General features: G+C 55.0%; 15 protein-coding genes and 1 pseudogene. 12 read left to right on the top strand and 4 right to left on the bottom strand.

Going from position 1 to position 18,906, the window contains the following annotated elements; translation table 11 throughout:
• Positions 1-2 precede the first annotated feature (2 nt).
• The 4 genes from V0R59_RS05330 to V0R59_RS05315 all read left to right on the top strand — a co-directional run bounded on the left by V0R59_RS05330 (position 3) and on the right by V0R59_RS05315 (position 3,087).
• Positions 3-1,232, top strand: a complete 1,230-nt coding sequence (locus V0R59_RS05330) for a DUF6270 domain-containing protein (protein ID WP_330072657.1) — start codon at positions 3-5, stop codon at positions 1,230-1,232.
• Positions 1,229-1,813, top strand: coding sequence for a D-sedoheptulose-7-phosphate isomerase (locus V0R59_RS05325; RefSeq protein WP_330072656.1), 585 nt, complete (start codon positions 1,229-1,231; stop codon positions 1,811-1,813). Before V0R59_RS05330 ends, V0R59_RS05325 begins: the two co-directional genes overlap by 4 nt.
• Complete coding sequence (locus tag V0R59_RS05320) at positions 1,803-2,387, top strand: histidine phosphatase family protein (RefSeq protein WP_330072655.1); 585 nt, start codon at positions 1,803-1,805, stop codon at positions 2,385-2,387. Before V0R59_RS05325 ends, V0R59_RS05320 begins: the two co-directional genes overlap by 11 nt.
• Positions 2,388-2,502: 115 nt before the next feature.
• Positions 2,503-3,087 carry an HAD-IA family hydrolase gene (locus tag V0R59_RS05315; protein ID WP_330072654.1) on the top strand — a complete coding sequence of 195 codons (585 nt, stop codon included), beginning with the start codon at positions 2,503-2,505 and terminating at the stop codon, positions 3,085-3,087.
• Positions 3,088-3,917: 830 nt separating this feature from the next.
• On the opposite strand, the gene V0R59_RS05310 is transcribed toward V0R59_RS05315, so the two are convergent.
• Positions 3,918-4,163 carry a hypothetical protein gene (locus V0R59_RS05310; protein WP_017676523.1) on the bottom strand — a complete coding sequence of 82 codons (246 nt, stop codon included), beginning with the start codon at positions 4,161-4,163 and terminating at the stop codon, positions 3,918-3,920.
• 337 nt (positions 4,164-4,500) lie between these two features.
• Between V0R59_RS05310 and V0R59_RS05305 the strand changes: the two genes are divergently transcribed.
• From V0R59_RS05305 to V0R59_RS05275, 7 genes are all read left to right on the top strand, one after another.
• Positions 4,501-4,971, top strand: coding sequence for an antitoxin Xre/MbcA/ParS toxin-binding domain-containing protein (locus tag V0R59_RS05305; RefSeq protein ID WP_003288362.1), 471 nt, complete (start codon positions 4,501-4,503; stop codon positions 4,969-4,971).
• Positions 4,968-5,459, top strand: coding sequence for an RES family NAD+ phosphorylase (locus V0R59_RS05300; RefSeq protein WP_017676524.1), 492 nt, complete (start codon positions 4,968-4,970; stop codon positions 5,457-5,459). The genes V0R59_RS05305 and V0R59_RS05300 overlap by 4 nt, the downstream gene beginning before the upstream one ends.
• Positions 5,460-6,054: 595 nt before the next feature.
• Complete coding sequence (locus tag V0R59_RS05295) at positions 6,055-8,334, top strand: AAA family ATPase (RefSeq protein ID WP_003288360.1); 2,280 nt, start codon at positions 6,055-6,057, stop codon at positions 8,332-8,334.
• Between the two features lie 57 nt (positions 8,335-8,391).
• Positions 8,392-9,699 (top strand): condensin subunit F, encoded by a 1,308-nt coding sequence (locus V0R59_RS05290; protein WP_003288359.1) that lies wholly within the window; start codon positions 8,392-8,394, stop codon positions 9,697-9,699.
• Entirely contained in the window at positions 9,696-10,376 is a 681-nt protein-coding gene (locus V0R59_RS05285; RefSeq protein ID WP_017679353.1) for a chromosome partition protein MukE, read from the top strand. The genes V0R59_RS05290 and V0R59_RS05285 overlap by 4 nt, the downstream gene beginning before the upstream one ends.
• Positions 10,373-14,794, top strand: a complete 4,422-nt coding sequence (mukB, locus tag V0R59_RS05280; protein ID WP_330072653.1) for a chromosome partition protein MukB — start codon at positions 10,373-10,375, stop codon at positions 14,792-14,794. The genes V0R59_RS05285 and mukB overlap by 4 nt, the downstream gene beginning before the upstream one ends.
• Entirely contained in the window at positions 14,794-15,780 is a 987-nt protein-coding gene (locus V0R59_RS05275) for a Wadjet anti-phage system protein JetD domain-containing protein (RefSeq protein ID WP_003288356.1), read from the top strand. The genes mukB and V0R59_RS05275 overlap by 1 nt, the downstream gene beginning before the upstream one ends.
• Before the next feature lie 22 nt (positions 15,781-15,802).
• Here V0R59_RS05275 and V0R59_RS05270 read toward each other — a convergent pair whose 3' ends face one another.
• On the bottom strand, positions 15,803-16,033 hold the full coding sequence (locus V0R59_RS05270; protein WP_003288355.1) for a helix-turn-helix domain-containing protein: 231 nt from the start codon (positions 16,031-16,033) through the stop codon (positions 15,803-15,805).
• A gap of 444 nt (positions 16,034-16,477) precedes the next feature.
• Here V0R59_RS05270 and V0R59_RS05265 point away from each other — a divergent pair, with 444 nt between their 5' ends.
• Positions 16,478-17,299 (top strand): hypothetical protein, encoded by an 822-nt coding sequence (locus tag V0R59_RS05265; protein WP_057383679.1) that lies wholly within the window; start codon positions 16,478-16,480, stop codon positions 17,297-17,299.
• 113 nt (positions 17,300-17,412) lie between these two features.
• Here V0R59_RS05265 and V0R59_RS05260 read toward each other — a convergent pair.
• Both V0R59_RS05260 and lspA read right to left on the bottom strand, forming a co-directional pair.
• Positions 17,413-18,223: pseudogene (locus V0R59_RS05260) on the bottom strand (ISL3 family transposase); the annotation flags it as partial.
• A 128-nt stretch (positions 18,224-18,351) separates the two neighbouring features.
• Positions 18,352-18,873 (bottom strand): signal peptidase II, encoded by a 522-nt coding sequence (lspA, locus tag V0R59_RS05255; protein WP_008930575.1) that lies wholly within the window; start codon positions 18,871-18,873, stop codon positions 18,352-18,354.
• Between the last annotated feature and the right edge of the window lie 33 nt (positions 18,874-18,906).

Genomic DNA, 18,906 nt, shown 5'->3' with positions numbered 1-18,906 from the left:
TGATGAGCAAGCATGATTCTGCTTCAGGTCCAGATGCCGCAGACGACCTGATAGTTCTTCGTGATATTAGAATTGTGAAAGATAGTGTTGTTTTGCATTTTGACCAGGACAATTTTTATGCCTGGTTTGAAAACAGTAACAAGCACATTCCGGAAATCTATGAATTAGAAAGGATGGGGTCTGGATTTTATAGGTTTGATTGCGGTCTGTTACCTGATTTGTTCACGCAGACATATTTGAAGCTTTCTTTGGGCAACGACTCCAAAAGGCTTGAGTACTCCATGCAAGGGCATCTCTCTGTGTGCGTGGAAAGTGAAAGTGCGGAGTTTGTTTTAAAAGAAGAAAGAGGGATACTGCTTTGTTTTGTAAAAAATAAAAGTCAGCTTCTTTGGAGTGAAAAAATTGACTCCTTGAACGGCCTTCATCGTTCTGGCGGTTTTGAGAACTCCAGAATTGAAAGCAGCCCTAAAAAGATATGCGTTATTGGAACCTGTTTTTCTCGAAGTGTGTTTCGATCTGACGAGTATTTTAATCCGGACTATAAGAGATTTTTTACCGTTCCGCTAACATTGTTCCATAATTCGCTCATTTCACTAATGAGTAAACGTTTCGAAGAGACAGGTTATTGCTGGGACAATGATCTGTTGGGTGATCACGTTTTTCGTTATGTTGAAGTTGAATTTTTAAAAGATCTAAAAGAGCGCCTGTGCTCATCCGGGGCTGACTATCTTGTAATTGATAACTACTCTGATGCCACCCTCGAGGCAGTTGAGATTGGCGAGGGTTGTTTCTTCACGTACAATAAGTACTTTTCAGAGTCCATATTTAAACGCAGATTTTCTGGTAAGAAAATACTCGTCCCGGGCGAATTGAAACATATAGATAAATACCGTGAGGCAACGAAAAGGCTATTTTTGCTTTTGCAGGAATTGAATCTGGACAAAAGAGTCATCCTTGTCGGTGGCCGGCTTTCGGCTTTTAAAACAAGGTCTGAACTTTGGCAATCTAAAATGAGTTGGATCAAGAGGACTAACCAGAATTGGGATGCCTACGATGCAATTTTTCTGGAAGAGTTCCCAGATGCGCAGTATATCGACATGAGATCAACAGCTTGGATAAGTGATGTCAATCCTCCGATAGTTGGAGGTGCTTCGCCCTCACACTATCAATCAGGCTTTTACAAGGAGATATACAGAAAAATCATGTGTCTTATTTTCAAGGAAATTTCATGAATTATCGAAAGCTGGCTGAAGATTATTTTTCGACCTTTATAAGTACATTGCAGAAAATTGACATCGATGAGCTGGTCAAGGTTGTACGCGCAATAGAATTCGCCGTCTCGGAAGGGCGAACCATCTATGTCATGGGTAATGGTGGATCTTCTTCTACTGCTTCTCACATGCATAGTGACTTAGGAAATACGGTTTCTCAGTTAAAAGGTAAAAAAATAAATGTTTCCTGTTTGTCCGACAATATTGCGACGATAACGGCCATAGCAAATGATTATTCCTATGATTTGATTTATGTAAGGCAGCTGGAGGGAAGATTAAAAGAAGGCGATCTGGTCATTGCTATCTCAGGAAGCGGGAACTCTAAAAATATTATAAAGGCCGTAGAGTATGCAAAGTCGGTGCGGGCACAAATCGTTGCGATGACTGGTTATGATGGTGGTGAAGTTAAAAAAATCGCAGATTTAAATCTTAATGTCTTTATTGATAATATGCAAATTGCAGAGGATATACATTTGCTGTTTAATCATTTGATAGTGCATATACTAAATCTTTCGGATCAAGACTGCCGCCGTGATTATTGATCGGATAACTGAAGGTCTGGCTGATGGTTCATCCAGAATTGCCGTGTTTATAAGGCATGGGGAAAAAGACAGCTCAGGGTCCCGTCCTGCATTGATAACGCAGCAGGCCACAAAAGATTCGGAAGCCTTGGGTATAAGGCTTAGAGAATTGAATGTTTCAGTCAAGGTCTATTCCAGTCCGGAGCTGCGCTGTGTACAGACTGCCAATATATTGAACAAGGAGATCTCGGGAGCGGCTAGCACCATTGTGTTGACGTCATTCTTGGGCAAGCCGGGCATTCAGGTGAAGGACAATGACAGGTATTTGAAGCTTTTTGAAGAGTACAGTGCGCGTGAGCTATACGTTCAGTGGAAAGAGGGTAAGAACCATGATGCTCTCAGAGCTGTAGAGGATTTATGCTCCGAGCTTCACAGTTTTCTCGAGAGAACGACTACAGAGTCGAAAATTTCTCTGTTCGTTTCCCAGTCGGGAACTATTGCCGCATTGAGCTATGCATTGGGGTTGAGTGATTTCGATATAAGTAAAAATGAGTGGGTTTCTTTTCTTGATGGCTTTTTATTGGTTTTTAAGTAAGGTGATATTTTTCATCGGGTAGACGTTTAGACGTTATTGTCAGGACAGGTACTTGCTGCGAGGTGCAAGGGTTCTGATAATAGGCATTTTTTGAATTGTATTGGTTGGAAATGACATGCTCTTTATTTTTGATATGGGTGGAGTCGTTGCAAGCTCTTCATGCACAGCAACCATCTGTAAAGAAATCGGTATCAGTTTGCATGACTTTTATTCGTTTCAGCTTGATTCCGAAGGGAACAATACGTATCAGTATCTAAGTGTCGGCTCAATTAGCGTCGATGAATACTGGAGGAATTTTTCGCTAAACTCAAAAATCGAAATAATAGAAGATCTTTTTGAGGTGCTTTATAGGCCTGAGATTAATGATGCTTTGATTTTGTTGATCGAGAATCTTAAAAGAAAAGGGCATAGGGTTGTCTGTTGTACAAATACCATAGGAAGTCATTTTGAAGTCCATCGTCGGCTTGGTAATTATGAAATATTTGATTTTGTATACTCATCCCATTTGATGGGGGTTAAAAAGCCAAGTCTAGAGTTCTTTGAAAAGGTTATTGATGTGGAGCGAGTATCGGCAAAAGATATTTACTTTATCGATGATGATGAGCGCAATGTCGAAGCGGGGCAGTCAGTGGGCATGAAAACTCATTTGTTTATCTCGGTTGAGAGTTTGAAGAATGCACTGGCTGAGTTTTTGATATGAAATCCATACGCCTTGTGGCAATTGGTAGTTTGCGGATTTTACGGCCAGCAGGCTAATAAGGTGGCGGGTGTAAACCGAAATTACAGAAGGCTGCCTTGAGGCTTACGCCGAAGGTGGCAACGCTGCTCTTGACCAGCGGACACCGCCGAGCGCTTCCTGGCGTTTGACTTCCGAACACACAGGTGTGCATCGGAGCGGTCTCGAAGACGTAGTGATCAATGAATCGATTAACGGCGGTACGTTCAGCGCGACCCGAGAGGCGACGATGTTTTGGTCGATTTCGACCAGACATCCCCTGGCTGGGGCGTCGGCTTTGATTTCGAAGGTTTTGCGCTGGGCTGGATAGCCCTTACGGCGAATTTACGCTTCCCATGCCCTTTGTTAACAGCTAGGCCGCGGGTCCTGATTGTTGCCATTGGCCATCTCTGCCGCACTTGGGTGTGGCAAATTTCTGGCAAAAAAGACTTTGAGAACCAGGACAGGTTGCTTTCAGAAGCGCTAGTCCCTTGTGACACAAGGGAAAGAAGGTGGCGCACTCGGCGGGATTCGAACCCACGACCCCCCTTCGGAGGCCAATACGGTACAGGAATCTTGGTTGACTAGTAATGCTCTTGAACGTCTCTAAGTGCCGTGAAATCGAGGCTTTGCCCTGTGTCGTTGTCTACAGTTTATGGCTCTTGACGCTACCTAAGGGCGGTTACCTAAGGCACAAAACACGAAATCTGGATTCTCGGTTTTTGACCACTAGCTCGCCGGGCTTCGTCCTGCCGCTGGAACTTGTTGAGGTCAGCCGCCATGCGGCGGAGTAATCCTCGGGAGCTGGAAGCAGCTCATCCATCCTTGGAGCCCAAGTCGCTTGCGATCTTGCCGAAGGACTCCCAGTGGCCAACCAGCTCATCAACGCGATCAGGAATGCGTGGAGTCTTACTGAGTACCAGGCAACGGGTGGTGCCTACATACTCCTCGAGCAGGTAGAGCGTGCTTCCAACATCGACTCCCATTTCCTGCAGAACGTCGTGGGGCAGGCGAATGGCACCATCGCCTTCCCAGTCTTCGATCACTACATGATGTTTCATCGCGACTCCAAAAGACGGTTGGATGAGGTGTCCGCAAGGGGAGGCGGCAGGCTGCTGCCAACTAAATCCCGCGGCGTAGACCGGCAGCATAGCAAAGAGCGAGCAGGCTCGAGAAAGGTAACGAACGCGTCTATCCCAGCCATTGCTGTCGGTGGACGAAAACTCACCCGAGCAGCTCAACTGCGCAAGTCGGGAACGAGCACCCGGAATGGGGCGTCAGGAATGCGCACAATCGATTCAGACCACGAACAGAGCGATACCAGAGGCACTTACCTGCCGCATGACGCGCCAAATGACGCTACAATAATGCCATATGTCGCATCTGGAGGAATACGTTATGGTTTCCGCCGACACTCGCACCCGCAAGGCAGCACCCGCCGCCCGTAGGCCAACGGAATACCTTTTCCAAAGTGACTCTGACCAGCTCAGTCCGGTCATGGTCTACAGGCTCACGGTCAAAGGCTTCAACCTGAAAGACGTGCAAGACATGCTTGCGATTTCTGATCTGTATTCGACGAAGAAGATCATGAGTCGCATTGTGGGCAAGTCCATCAGGACGATTCAGCGCCAGGGCAGCAAGCAACCAGCACACCTCAACTCCCAACAGAGCGCCGTGGCCTTCCAGTACGCGAAGGTGCTGGAGCACGCGATCAATGTATTCGGCACCCAAAAGCTGGCCGAAGAATGGCTAGGGCGCCCTTGCAAGTATCTGGACGGTGACGTGCCGCTGGACGTTATCGACAACCCAGTGGGGTTTCAGGCAGTCGAGGACTATCTAGAGCGCATTGAGTACGGGGTCTATCAGTGAACCCATTACCCTGGTCTGGCTCATGGTACGCATGGCGCCTCGACCGTGAGCTCTACAAGGACACCTGGGACAGTGGCATTGGTGCCCACAAGCTGGGTGGCCGCTGGAACGTTCCGGGGCGAAACGTTGTATACGCATCGGCAGATCCCTCAACCGCCATCTTGGAGGTGGCGGCGCATGTCGGCTTCGATGCGTTGGATACGGTTGCGCATGTGCTCACATGCTTCGAGGTGCTCGATCAAAGCCTTATCAAGGTCGTACAGCCTGAAGATGTTCCCAATCCTATCTGGCTGACGAGTGCATCCGCTTCACCTAACCAGCAGAAATTTGCAGACGCCCTGCTGGCCGAGCATCCGTTCGTACTGATCCCATCCGCCGTCACTCGCCACTCTTGGAACTTGCTTGTCAGTCGCGAGCTGGCCGAGGGCAGGTATCGAATGATCAGCCAAGAACGCTTCGGCCTGGATACGCGCCTCGTTAAGGTCTGAGCCGCTTTGCGCTGGCTGAGCCAGCAGTGTCTTTCAGGTGAACGCCTTTAGATTGCGTGACAGCTCTTCACGTAGCCGTAGTACCAGGACGTGTACCAGCCAGAACAAAAGGCCCTACCTGTCCCCCTGATTTACAACTCATCTCTAGCCGCAGCTTCTGACAATTGAACTCGCCCCAGGCCTATTAGCTAACACCGCCCCTATTGAGCTGAAAATCCCGCAATACCACCGGGGGAATTTAATATCCCTATGCCGCATTCAGCTAATCCACCGGCAGTTCATTGATAGGTCATCGAGACTTCGCTCCGTAGCCACCGTGGCTGCACTCGTCTACCGCAAAATGTCGGTGGCAGTCCTGCAAAAACCACTGACCCGCCACAAGCGCTCACTGGGGCACCTCCGCCGAACTAGCCAAATACACCCTCGTGACGACAGAACTCTCCGCCAAATCGCCCATATCCAGCGTGCGCCTCCGGAATAGATCACTAGACCTCGACTGGTCTAGTCTTTCACTCACTCTATTCGAATGACATTGCAAGCTATATAACGAATAGCCGGCCAGAGATTGGCACCGATTGCCTAGGGAGAGAGGCGAATGATTGAGTCAATACGGATAGTGGGGGTGGCTTCGTATGGACAAGAGGTACAAGCGCTTGATGGGCTGACGAAGTTCAACTTTATCTACGGTGCCAATGGGTGTGGCAAAACCACAATTTCCAGGGTGATCGACAACCCCACTCGTTATCCGAGTTGCCATGTTGGCTGGAAGAGCGGCGTGCCCCTTCAGGCTATGGTCTACAACCGCGACTTCGTTGCACGTAATTTCGGCCCTTCCGCAGAGCTCAAAGGCATCTTCACCCTCGGTGAAAAGAACGTCGAGAACGTTGCCAAGATCGCGGCACTCAAACAGGAGTCCGGTAGCTGTAGTGGACGCATCAGCAGTCTGAGGGAGACTCTAGAAGGGCTGGATGGTCTGGGAGGAAAACGCAAAGAACTCGCCGATCTCGAGGCTTGGTTTCAGGAGACATGCTGGGCCCAGAAAAAAAAGCACGATAGTGCATTCGCTTTGGCATTCCAGGGCGTACGCAACAATGCCGAGAACTTCAAGGTCCGTGTGCTGCAGGAGCATGCTGGGAATTCTGCAGCATTGGTTTCGTTGGCCGATCTCCAGGAGAAAGCCAAGACCATTTTTGGCCCCTCACCTATGTTGGAGCCCCGCGTCGTATTGCCTTCGTTCGATGCGCTGTTGTCCCACGAATCGAATCCGATCCTGAGCAAGCGCGTTCTGGGCCGGGAAGATGTCGATATCGCGGCAATGATCAAGGCGCTGGGCAACAGCGATTGGGTGCGGCAGGGCCGGGCTTACTTCGATGAGGCGACAGGAGTCTGCCCTTTCTGCCAGCAAGCCACAGAAGCCTCGTTCGCGGCCAGTCTGGAGGCCTATTTCGACGAAACGTTTCTGGATGACAGTCGTGCCATTGATGAACTGGCTAAGACCTATGCCGCGGCGGCCGATCACCTTTTGGCGCAATTGTCCGAGATCCTTAATGCGCCTTCCCGATTCCTCGATGCGGAAACACTGAAGACAGAAGTGGCGCTGCTGGCTTCTCGGATTGCCCTCAATCGTCAGCATCTTGCCGATAAGCAACGCGAGCCAAGCCAGCTCATTGCACTGGAACCTCTGGCTGACGCTCTGGGCGCGATCTCCCAGGCACTGGCGCTTGCCAACGAGCAGATCGAGTCACACAACGCTACGGTAGCTAATCTGGGCAAAGAAAAGCAGCAATTGGCAAGCCAGGTGTGGAAACACATCGTCGCCATCGAGCTGGCGCCCGCATTGCAGGATTACTCGACGAAGAAGCGAGGGTTGGTGGGCGCGATCACTGCCTTGAACGGAAAGATCGAAGCGGCGGAAGCAGACCGGCGTCAGGTGGAGAAAGAAATAGCTGAGCTGGAGCGTGCGACCACCAGCATCCAGCCGACCATCGATGCAATAAATACCTTGCTAGCCTCGTTCGGTTTTCATGGTTTCTCCCTAGCCAAGGCAGATAGCGGTACCGCCTATGTGCTGCGGCGACCGGATGGTATGGATGCGAAGGAAACCTTGAGCGAAGGCGAACGTACCTTCGTCACCTTCCTCTATTTTTACCATCTGCTCAAAGGCAGCGATTCGGAAAGCGGCGTGACGACTGACCGTATAGTGGTCTTCGACGATCCTGTGTCGAGTCTGGATAGCGACATCCTCTTCATCGTTAGCAGCCTGATCAAGGCGCTGTTCGATGAGGTGCGCCAAGGAACCGGTCACATCAAACAGGTTTTCGTACTGACCCATAACGTCTACTTCCACAAGGAAGTGAGCTTCAACGCCCGGCGCACTGATAGAAACGCGATGCGCAGCGAGGAAACCTTCTGGGTCGTCCGAAAATCCCACCACTCTTCAAGAGTAGAGGCCCACACAAGCAACCCGATAGTCACCTCATACGAAATGCTGTGGGCGGAGGTACGACGGGCCGACCGATCCAACCTTTCAATCCAGAACACCCTCAGACGCATTCTTGAAAACTACTTCAAGATCCTCGGTGGAACCGATACCGACGACATCTGCAACCTGTTCGAGGGGCGTGAGAAGGTCATATGCCGATCGCTTTTTTCATGGGTCAACGATGGTTCCCACTTCGCACACGATGACCTGTATGTCGCTGTCGACGATGCAATGGTGGAAAGCTACCTGAATATCTTCAAGGCGATCTTCGTCAAATCCGGGCATTTGGCTCACTACAAGATGATGATGCGAGAAGCATACTCAGACGATTCTGAGATCGCGGCCAAAACTCAGGAACAGCAGGCCGATGCACAGGGGGCCGTCCATGCCTGAACAATATGAGGCTTGGATACATTCATACTGCGTAGCAGAGAAGCCTACTCAGCGCTTATGACAGCATCCGATCCGAATCGCCTTATCGCCTCGCTGGTACGGGATCAGGTCAATCTTGACCTGAAAACAGCGGATGTCTGCTTTCTCGCAGGTCTGTACCTGCGAGCGGACAAGGCTGGGCTTGCGTCGTTCGAGGAAGATCTGCTGATCGACCTGTTTGAACAGGTCTGCGATGTCGTCGAACCCGCTGCCGAAAATCCGCGCAAGCGCGCGACGCACGCCATTCAACGATTACGCGAGCAGCGCATGCTGGCCCGAGTTGATGGCGCCGGCATCGTTCGGGCGGGCGAGTATGCGCTGACACGACTTGCTGCTGCGGTTATCGAATACTTTCTGGCGGACGAGGCCCTGACTCGGGAAAGCCTCAGCCTACTGACCGGTACCTTGCGCGCTCAACTTGCCGACATCCTGGCGACAGCCAGGAAGGCCCATAACGATGAGGATTGGCGTCAGCGCGTGGTCGCCCCCCTGAGGATCACGGTCGGTGACATGGTGGCGGGTATCGAACGTCGGCAGCGGGGGCTTGATGCCCAGCAGGAGGAAATCCAGGCGGAAATCGCTAGCCTGCTGTCGAACGACTGGTTTAGCGCAATCGATCGATGCCAGAGCCTGCTCGACGCAACGACCCACACATTGCGCGAGCTCAATGAAATCCTGCTGCGAGACACACACCATTTCGTTGCGTTGCTCCAGGACATCCAGGCGCTGGCCGTTTCAGCAGAAAATGTCGAAGCCGAGGGAGCCGCACAGCGGGTCATCGAACATGTAGACCGGATCGGAGCCTGGGGCGGTGCACGCCAAAAGGCATGGTCCGAATACTACCAGTATGTACACCGCTACCTGCGCGACGTGGTCAGACTGGATCCTGATCGGGCGCTGAGCCAGCGCTTGCGCGATCAGATTGCGGAGTGGGGAAACAGGCCTTTCCATCTACTAGCTGCGCATGCAGGCTCTATCTGCCTGCTACGTACACTTGAAGCACGCGTCGAGCGTCCGGTGGTGGCCAGGCCAAAGACTGATCGTGAGGCCGAACCAGCCTGGGTGGAAGCTGAAAATGCGCTGGCAGATATCGAAGTGTTGGTGAGTCGGGCGCTCGACGAGGGCGTAGATACCTTGGCGGGGCTAACGGTGCAGGTACTCGCCACGCTGACCGACGATAGCCAATACGTGGCTGCGGGTCGCATCGCTGACGCAGCTGCAAGGCTAGCCCGATTGCGTTCAAGCCGCGAGCGGCTATGGCTAGAAGTGGGCGAACAGCTCGAAGTCGAGGAATGGACTGTCCAGGGCCGGAGGAAAGTGGAGTGAGCGATGCCGTATTCGATTCTCTGGAAGAGGTGATTGTCGACGAGCGATTCCCCGAGGTGGATCTGATGCTGCGACGTGGACGCCATATCGGTCGAGATGATGGCTGCCCCTATGATTACCTGGTGGAGGCACAGGCGCTGCTCGAACCTTTTTATCGGCGTTTCGGTTGTGAGCTGATCCAGCAGAGCGATGGCTATTTCTATTTGCTGCCCAGCGGCGAGCGGCTGGGGCGACGTCAGCTATCCGTCGGCGAAATGCTTATCGGGCAGGTGCTGGCGCTGATGTATCTCGATCCCGTGACTTTGCAGCATGGCGGCATGGCGACACGTGAAGCGCTATTGCAGCGGCTGTCCGGATTACTGGGCACCGATGTGCTAGTGCGTACGCTAAATCCGCGTAGACGCAAGTATGACGAACGCATTGCCGCTGAAACTGTGCGAGGGAAAGCGGACGAGGCGCTGCGTAAGTTAGCTGAGCTGGGTTTCATCGATGTGGTTGATGCGGCCAGATTGCGCCTGCGTCCGGCACTCATGCGCTTTGCCGAGCCAGTTCGCGGGCTCACAGATCCCAGCGACGCCCTAGAGCGGCTGGTTGCGCGTGGAGAGGTATTACTGGGTGATGCTAACGACATGGATGACGATAGCGGCGACGCGGAGGGGGAGGAAATGTTGTCATGAGTCGAACGCGTGCCGATGCTTTAGCCCTGGTCAATTGGAAAGGTGTCTTCTACGAGCGTTATCTACTCGATCGGCATGTCACTGCGCTGGAAGGCAGCAACGGTGCCGGCAAGACCACGGTGATGATTGCCGCCTATGTCGCTCTGTTGCCCGATATGTCCCGCCTGCGCTTCACCAATCTCGGCGAGACTGGAGCGACTGGCGGCGACAAGGGTATTTGGGGACGTCTAGGTGATCCCGGACGCCCTTCCTACGTGGTGGTAGATTTTGCCCTTGCAGGTGCACAGAGGCTGCTGGCTGGGGTGCATCTGGAACGCAAAGGTGAACCCTCCGTGGAGCCTACCCCATTTATTGTCTGGGGCCTCGACCCTGCGATCCGATTGCAAGATCTGCTGCTGGTTGCACAGGGGGGCGTCGAGTCTGTGCCGGAGTTGCAGGAGTTGCGCGACAACGCGGCGCGGCTCGGTGGGCGATTACAATCTTATCCCTCCGCCCGGGAGTACTTCGCCGCGCTATTCGACCAGGGAGTCATGCCACTGCGCCTTGGTACCGACGAGGAGCGCAATAAGTTTAACGATATGTTGCGTACCAGCATGACCGGCGGCATCTCAAGGGTGCTCACTTCGGAGCTACGCTCGTTCCTGCTCAGGGAGCAAAGTGGCCTCGCTGATACCTTGCAGAGGATGCGATCAAACCTGGATTCCTGCCGGCGCACGCGGGTTGAAGTGCAAGAATCGCGCCGCCTGGAGCAAGAAATCGGCAGTATCTTCGAAGCCGGCCAGGCCATGTTCGGCGCGGCCTTCCTCGCTACTCGCGAACGTGCCGACGAGTTGGCACGCCGGGTGAGCGAGGCTCAGAGCACGCGTGATCAGGCCTTCCAGGCGCAGGAAGTTGCGCGCGGAGCACTCGACGCGACTCTGGCCGAGTTGGATGAGCTCAATGCTCACAAGGGCGAACTGGATCGAGTGCTCGAAGCCGCACGCAATTGGCACTCCAAGCTGAAGGATGCCTTGGCGGCATTGTGCACCCTGCTACAGAGTGTTATCCGTCTCGCGGAGACCGAGCGCGAAGCACAGGAAGCGGGCAGGCTGCGAAGCGAGGCTGAAACGTTGCGAATCCGCAACCGCGAGGAACTCAAGCGTGCCCAGGAGGGTTACAAACGCGCCGCTGAGGGTCTCGCCGACCTGCAGCGGGGCATAGAGGAACTGCATCGCAGGGCCGCTGCCTATCGCCAAGTAACCCGACGACTGCGGGAAGCCGAGATGACTTTGCAAGTTGCCCCTTTGCTCCCGGCGCAGTTCGTCGATCACCTCGCATCGGCACGTAACACACTCGAGTCCATCGATCAGGAGCGTCGTGAAGCCAGGACACGCCTGTCCGATGCGCTGGAGCATCGTAAGCGGCATGCGCAGCTCATAGCGGCTGTGCGGCGGCTCGCGGGACGGGATGTCGAAATCATCGCTGCGTACGATGCGGCTACTGAAGCGTTGCGTCTTCACCGGCAACTGAGCGTACTTGCTGATCAGGTTCCCAGCATCGAACGTGAACTGGCCGAAGCGCAACAGTTGCAGGTCCGGCAGGCTCGGGTGCACGCACAGGCGAGCGAGTTAGGTGTGGTCTTGACCCAGGCGCCCGCCACGCAAGTCGTCAACGCTTTGCTCACCAATACTGAAGCCGAACGATCCGCACACGAGCAGGCGCAACGGACGGCTAATGGCGAACTTGCCGGGCTACGACGCCGGCGCGAGGAGCTCCAGCAACAATATCAGCAGTTGCTGGCACGCGAGCCGCAATGGCGGAAGCTGACGGAATGCGCTATGCGCTTGTCCGAACACCTCGGTATACGAGTAGAGGATCGGGGCAACCTGGATGAAGCCCGTGCTCTCTTAGGCAAGCAGTACGCCGAGGCAGGCCGGGCCGAACAGCAGGCACAGCAAGCGCAGGAGCGACTGATCCGCGAAGCGCGCGATTTACTGGCGGCCGGAGGCCCGTTCTCTCCTGCGTTGTTGCAGCTCAAGGACAGGCTCGGTGCCGAACTACTGGCCGGTAGTTACGAAGAAGTGGCGATTGAGGAGGCTGCGGTGCTGGAAGCCCGGCTTGGGGCCTTGGTGCAGGCATTGGTCGTCAACGATCTCACAGCAGCAGCTCTTGCGGCTGTGGACCGGCCAGAGGAACTAGCTGACGTGCTACTGGTGCCGCGTGATGCCGACCTCTATCGCTTGGCAGAATCCTCCGACACCACGATTGCCGGCGAAGGCGATCTTGCTATCCAAGACGGTATCGCTCTCCGCTTGTCCCGTATTCCCACCAAGCCGCGCATAGGGCGGCGGGCGCGCGAGAAAAGGGCAGCCGACCTGCAGGCGCAGGCCGAAGAGAAAGCCTCCGAGCTGAATGCGATGAGGGGTGCACGGCGCACGCTGGAGCGGCTGCAGGCCGATGGCGATGCTCTACTTGCTGGGCTGGAGGTTTGGCTGGCGGGGGATCCTGCAAGTGCCATCACCGAGGCGCAGCAGGCGATCACCTTGGTCGATGAACAGATCGAGCAGCAGCGCGAAACGGCTGATCGCAATGCTACAGCGGCACAGACACTGCAGCCGCGTATTGGCAGACTGCGTTCGTTGCTGGCCGAGGCGATGCTGCTCGATCCCCCCGATCATGGCGAGCGCGTGCAAGTCCTCAGCGAAAAAGCATCGCAAGCAGTCGAGGCCAGAAGCTGGATCGCCGCCAACCAGGAAGATGTCCTACGTGTGGAGCACGGGCTTGGTGACTTGCGCCAGCTTCCGTTGTCGGACCCGGATATAGAAAACCTGACGCTTCACTCCAATGCCTTGGAGAGGCGGCGCCAGCAGCTCGATGCAGGGATCGAAGCACTCGAATATCTGTGCGACAACGCCGAAGCGTTGTCCTGGGAGGAAGCTCCAGGTCGGCTCGAAGACTCGCAAGAACTGGTTCCGGCGCTGCAAGAGCAACTGAGCGAAGCCGAAACGCTGCAACAAGATTGCGAAAACAAGGTCACCCACGCGGAAGCCCAGTATGAGGAAGCGAGCAAGCGCTTTCTTGCAGCGCAAAGCCAGTACGACAACGCAAGACAGGAACATGAATCCGCCGCTGAACATTTCGATTCCCTCGGCATACCCGCTCCCACCGAGGATGCCCTGTCGGCTGCTAGTGCCGAGGTGATGCGGTTGGAACAAGAACTGCGTACCCATGGGACGCGGCGCGATGAGTTGCTGACGGCTAAGGGCAACCAGGAACATGGCTTACAGAACGCCCAGCAGGATCTGCAATCTGCCGACGACAAACTCGCTATCGAACGCCGTGAGGCCGAGCCGGCACGTAAGCGCTGGGATGACCTACTTGACTGGGCGATGCGCGATGGTCTGGTGGGCGAGTTGCTGACCAGAACCCCTGAAGAGTTTGCCGACATCCGTGGCCACATTAATTTTGTCCAGGAAGCCAAGATACGCCGAGGTGTCCTACTGGAACGCCTGGGTAGTGCGCGCGGCGGGGAGGTCTTGCTGACCGAACTGCAACAGCTGCGCGATACCTCCGATGCCGCCTTCGCTGATGCCATCCTGACGCTTTGGCTGGCTGTGCGCGACTGGCTGCGCCGCCGCCTGCCGGCACAGGTGGCCGAGGTCGATGACCCGCGCGAGGCGCTCATCCGGCTGCGCGACCAACTGTCTGACCTCGAAGAGCGTCTCGCCCGTCAGGAAAGCGACCTGCGTGGAGCTAGCGAAGACGTAGCACGAGGCATTGACGTACAGATCCGCAAGGCGCGTGGCCAAGTCACTCGCTTGACCAAGAATCTAGAAAAGGTCAGCTTCGGCAGCATTCAGGGCATCCGTGTGCGCATGCAGGCTGTCGAACGTATGGAGCAGATCCTTCGCGCCCTGCGTGAAGGTGCGGCCCAGGAGCTGCTGTTCCAGGCGGACATGCCGATCGAGGAGGCGCTCGACGAAATCTTTCGTCGCTACGGCGGTGGGCGCTCAGCAGGGCAGCGTCTGCTCGATTATCGGGAATACGTGCATCTGCAGGTGGAGATCCGTCGCAAGTCCGGCACCGAGTGGGAAGTCGCCAACCCGACACGTTTGTCGACCGGCGAGGCGATCGGTGTCGGTGCTGCGTTGATGATGGTGGTTCTCACCGAGTGGGAACGCGATGCAACCTTGCTGCGCGGTAAGCGCGCTCACGGTTCGCTGCGTTTCCTGTTCCTGGACGAAGCCAACCGTCTGTCGCCGGACAATCTCGGCGTCCTGTTCGATTTGTGTCAGACACTGGATCTGCAGTTGATGATCGCGGCCCCCGAAGTGGCACGTGCCGAAGGCAATACGACTTATCGCTTGGTGCGCCAGGTGACGCCCGAGGGGCGCGAGGAAGTTCTGGTGTTCGGTCGTCGCACCAGGAGCGTAGGCTAATGTGGCAGACGCCGCAGCAGCGCATCGCTCTGCTCGAGTTGCTGGTGCAGGGGACGCTCAAGCGCCGCGCCTCACAGGTGAAAGCGTATGACACTCTGGCAGAGCTATCCTGGATCCGCTCGACCGGCCGGCGTGATCAGATTGCCTTGGTAGAGGCTCGCCGCACTGAACTCGTTGCGCTGCTTGAGCGGGTATGGCCGGACTGGCAGGAAGCTCTGGCGGCACTTACAGCGGGTGGGTTTTCTCCTACGCCTGATGGTTGGGCTCGCTTGGAAGATTCGCGCCGCGCAGGGCGGCTTCCGGCGCTGCCAGGACGTCTCAATCGCCGGACTGCAGCCGCGCTAACCGCGCCCCACTCCAAAGCGGTGCTCACGCCGCGCCGGCAAGCCGCGCTTGCCGGCACCGAAGCGACCCACGACGGATTGTTACGCTTGCGACCACCGCGTGGATTGGTGGCACAGACCGAGCAGGGTGTCCTGGATCTGTGGAAGCTTGCCCGTATTCTTGGTGAAGCACCGATCCCGGAGCGGGCCTTCCTGGATGGCCTCATCTTGGAAGGTCCCTTGCGAGCGGTCTTGCTGGTGGAAAACTCTGGCGCTTGGCGTGACCTGCCGATGCTGGACGGATGGCTTTTGGCTCATGTCCCTGGCTGGGACATAGCCACTGTTGTGCATCTACTCGCTCAGGTGCAGCCCGAGGTTCCTGTCGTTCACTTTGGTGATCTCGACCCGAACGGCGTACGAATCTTCCTGAAACTACGAGAGCTTCGGTCGGATCTGTGCTGGTTCGTTCCATCCTTCTGGACCGAGTGCGTTGAGCCTAGGAAGTTGAAAAAGCCATGGCCTGCTGGGCTTGATCTTCGTCATGCGCCCAAGCTGGTGCATGATCTCGTGGACAAAGGTCTTTGGTTGGAGCAGGAGCCTTTGGTGGTCGACTCTAGGATGAGAAGTGCGCTTGAGTCGATCGTTCAACCACTCGTCAACTGAGGGGCTCAGAGGACACCGGTGCTCAGGAGTGTGCAACGAGTTGTTCTACCTCGTCGACGATTTCTGCTGCTGTGCAGCCCAGAGGGATGGCTAGCTTGAGCAAGGTGGTAATGGTTGGCTGGTTGACGCCCCGCTCCATCAGGCTGACGTAATTACGCTGCAATTCTGCCTCATGGGCCAATTGTTCCTGGGTAAATCCTGCTGCGACACGCCGCCTGCGCAAGACTTTACCGAACGCCAATCCGACCTCCACGGAAGCCCTCCCTTAAAAGGGAGGACTATCTGGGTCGAGCCATCTGTGGTCTTCACAATATACTGTGAATTTGCTAAAACACCGCTTCGTAACCTGAAGCCATCATCGGTCGCCTCGCAGGCCGACTCTCGTTTACATGGTAGCGCTTGGCATGGTGGGTCGGCTTTACCTTATTCGCAAGGAGTGCGCGCTTTGCATCCGCCAATCACGTAAGCGGATCGAACCATCAGCAAGGAATGCTCATTGAGTCCGAGAGCAGCATTTTTACGATGCCCTGCCGCTCAGAAAGTAGTCCGTCCCAAACCAATGCCCCAACACTTACAAGCCCTGGTTGTAGCGATAGGGCCAGAAGTAGCGTGACCAAAAGGTCTTCACCCATTTCCTTCCGCAAATGGATCGCGCCTCAATACGGGCATTACAAGACAAACTTACTGGAAAGATGATATGCGTTTCATAATTAAACTAGCGGCAACAGTCGTTGCTGGCACTCTCCTCGCCGGTTGCGGGGGCGAGGATTTCACAGGCAGCTATCGCGCTAAGAATCCGTCGAATAGCAAAGTTGAGCTAGTCCTTAATATCCATGGCAATGAAGCTGAGCTCATTGGGCAGGAGCTAGGTACTGGCCGCATCAAGCCGCTTGTCAAAATGACCGTCTCTGTCAAAGATGGAAAGCTTCTTCTTGACGACGTAAATAGTTCCGAACGCTTGGCCATGAAGCGTAATGTGGACGAGCAAAGCCTTGACTGCCTCAACTGCAAGATTCTTCGCATCAAGGACGATACGGTTTGGAAATATGACCCCAAAGGGCCTTATGACGTAGACCAGATGCTCAAAGATCAGGCCGGGAGGGACGAGGAGCAATTAAATGCCGAGCTTGCCAAAATACAGGAGAAAGCCTTGCAGCAGGGGATGCGGGATCTAGAAGCTCCGAAGCTAACTCCCTATGAAGGCGATTGGGTCTATCAGCGCACAACGAAACAAGACCCTTTGACCATCATGACCATCTGGCGCAAAAGCCAGATCAAAAGCTGGTCGTTCAAATTTGAGACCATGGATCGTTTGGGGCACGAGGTTCCTGGGTTCGAAGTTTCGGAAGCTGGGCTGAAGATTGGAACTGGCCCCAAGGCCCACCTGTATAGTCTTAGCCCTGACAAGAAAACACTGACCTGCATGGACTGCACCAAGCCCGAGCGCTGGCTCAAGGCTGATCCTAATAAAGACCTCAGCGATCGTTATTATGCCCGCCAGATGGCAGGCAACCCGTAAAACCTTTACCCGGATAGATTCCCCTGCCCAGCTTTACGCTGGACAGGGGTACCCTCTGAGCTTTTGGGTATCCGGATTAAGTGGTTGATGGGCCTTCCAGCCCCATCCAACCCTTAGTCCTTCCAGAAGGTTGATAGATCGACACCGAAGTTCTTCTCAGGCTCGGGGAGTCCCATGTTGTAGGTCATGGTGGCTCTGCCCAGAAACGGGGATTCCTTGACTTGTGGCGCCTTCTTCTTGTGCTTGGTGGTATAGAGCATCCGGGCTCGCATTACCTCGAACGAATAGCCCCGGCCATCACGGTTTTTGTCCTTGGCTAGGCGGTTTATCGACTACGTGAAAGCGTTGGTGATCGGGATGTCGGTCTCAAAGTAGGTCAGCATCTCTTCACGCCAGCCACTGACGGCGCTGACGAGATCCTTCCAAACCTCCTTCTGCCCCTGAGGGATGTTGTCAATCCAGGTGGCGAGAGCCTGTTCGGCACCACGCCGATTGGTACAGTCCCAGATATGGTAGAAGCGCTCCTTGTGCTCGTAAGCCGCCAAGAGCTGGGGGGAATGCTCCTGTCCAGGTCTCCATGATGAGCCGTTCGCGGTCTGAAACGTCGTGAGCGCGCTTCAGCAGGATTTTCCGGTCACCTTTGAGGGTCCGGCGCTGATTGGGCTTCAACTCCTTCCTTAGGCCTTTGCGGATCTTCTCTAAGGCCTCGTTGGCCATGCGCACGACGTGGAACTTATCGACCACGATACGGGCCTGTGGCAGCACCGTCTGGAAGGCGCGGCGGTAGGGCTTCCACATGTCCATGCTGACGATCTCGACCTGGTGGCGGTTGGCCATGCTCATGAGGCGTCTTGTCACCCTCTCTTGCTGACGACCGGGTAGCAGGTCCAGCAGGGTGCGCTCTTCCAGATTGGTTAGGATGCAGCAGAGCCCTTGGCAGCAGTCGTGCATCAGGAACGTACAGCTGGCTCATGAAGGCGTGCCGCCTTATCAAGGCCCAGGACGCGCCTATTCCGGAAGTCAAGCATGCGATAGCGAAGACGCTAGGCGATTCAGCGGCGGCGGCTGCCTGGTTGATGTCGTATTTCCGCCCAAATAAAGAGGGCGACACCGAGGAAGATCCATACGTCCGCTAGGTTGAACGATGGCCAGTGCCACTGGGCATAGTGAAAATCGAGAAAATCCTCTACGTAGCCTAACCGCAAGCGATCTGCGACATTGCCCAACGCGCCGCCGAGGATCGCACTGAGGGCGAGCCGATAACTCAGTACGCGTGGTGAACGCCAAAGCCAGTACACCAGTAATATCGAGATAACCAGGGCCAGTCCGATGAAAAGCGGCTGCTGCCAACCGCCGACATCCGCGAGAAAGCTGAAGGCCGCCCCCGTATTGTGGCGGTGGACCCAATTGAAGAAGGGTGCGGCAGGCACGCTTTCACCATGCGCTAGCATGGTGCTGGCAAGGTACTTGCTCGCCTGATCGACAAACAGTAACAGGAGCGAGAGCCACAGCCAGCGCATCGCCTTTCCCGGCTCGTGGGCTTTCTCTGCGAGCCGACTGCCATAAGTAGACATATCCCCTTCCTCCTGACCCAATCTAGAATTTGC

Source organism: Pseudomonas ulcerans, from assembly GCF_036324125.1.
GTDB lineage: Bacteria > Pseudomonadota > Gammaproteobacteria > Pseudomonadales > Pseudomonadaceae > Aquipseudomonas > Aquipseudomonas ulcerans.
Note: the sequence above shows the minus strand (reverse complement) of the source record. Positions and strands in the feature narration are given on the sequence as shown.

What these genes read in the sequence shown, in the direction of transcription:
- V0R59_RS05330 (WP_330072657.1), top strand. Translation starts at nt 3, where the DNA reads ATGAGCAAGCATGATTCTGCTTCAGGTCCAGATGCCGCAGACGACCTG.
- V0R59_RS05325 (WP_330072656.1), top strand. Translation starts at nt 1,229, where the DNA reads ATGAATTATCGAAAGCTGGCTGAAGATTATTTTTCGACCTTTATAAGT.
- V0R59_RS05315 (WP_330072654.1), top strand. Translation starts at nt 2,503, where the DNA reads ATGCTCTTTATTTTTGATATGGGTGGAGTCGTTGCAAGCTCTTCATGC.
- V0R59_RS05310 (WP_017676523.1), bottom strand. Translation starts at nt 4,163, where the DNA reads ATGAAACATCATGTAGTGATCGAAGACTGGGAAGGCGATGGTGCCATT.
- V0R59_RS05305 (WP_003288362.1), top strand. Translation starts at nt 4,501, where the DNA reads ATGGTTTCCGCCGACACTCGCACCCGCAAGGCAGCACCCGCCGCCCGT.
- V0R59_RS05295 (WP_003288360.1), top strand. Translation starts at nt 6,055, where the DNA reads ATGATTGAGTCAATACGGATAGTGGGGGTGGCTTCGTATGGACAAGAG.
- V0R59_RS05290 (WP_003288359.1), top strand. Translation starts at nt 8,392, where the DNA reads ATGACAGCATCCGATCCGAATCGCCTTATCGCCTCGCTGGTACGGGAT.
- mukB (WP_330072653.1), top strand. Translation starts at nt 10,373, where the DNA reads ATGAGTCGAACGCGTGCCGATGCTTTAGCCCTGGTCAATTGGAAAGGT.
- V0R59_RS05275 (WP_003288356.1), top strand. Translation starts at nt 14,794, where the DNA reads ATGTGGCAGACGCCGCAGCAGCGCATCGCTCTGCTCGAGTTGCTGGTG.
- V0R59_RS05265 (WP_057383679.1), top strand. Translation starts at nt 16,478, where the DNA reads ATGCGTTTCATAATTAAACTAGCGGCAACAGTCGTTGCTGGCACTCTC.
- lspA (WP_008930575.1), bottom strand. Translation starts at nt 18,873, where the DNA reads ATGTCTACTTATGGCAGTCGGCTCGCAGAGAAAGCCCACGAGCCGGGA.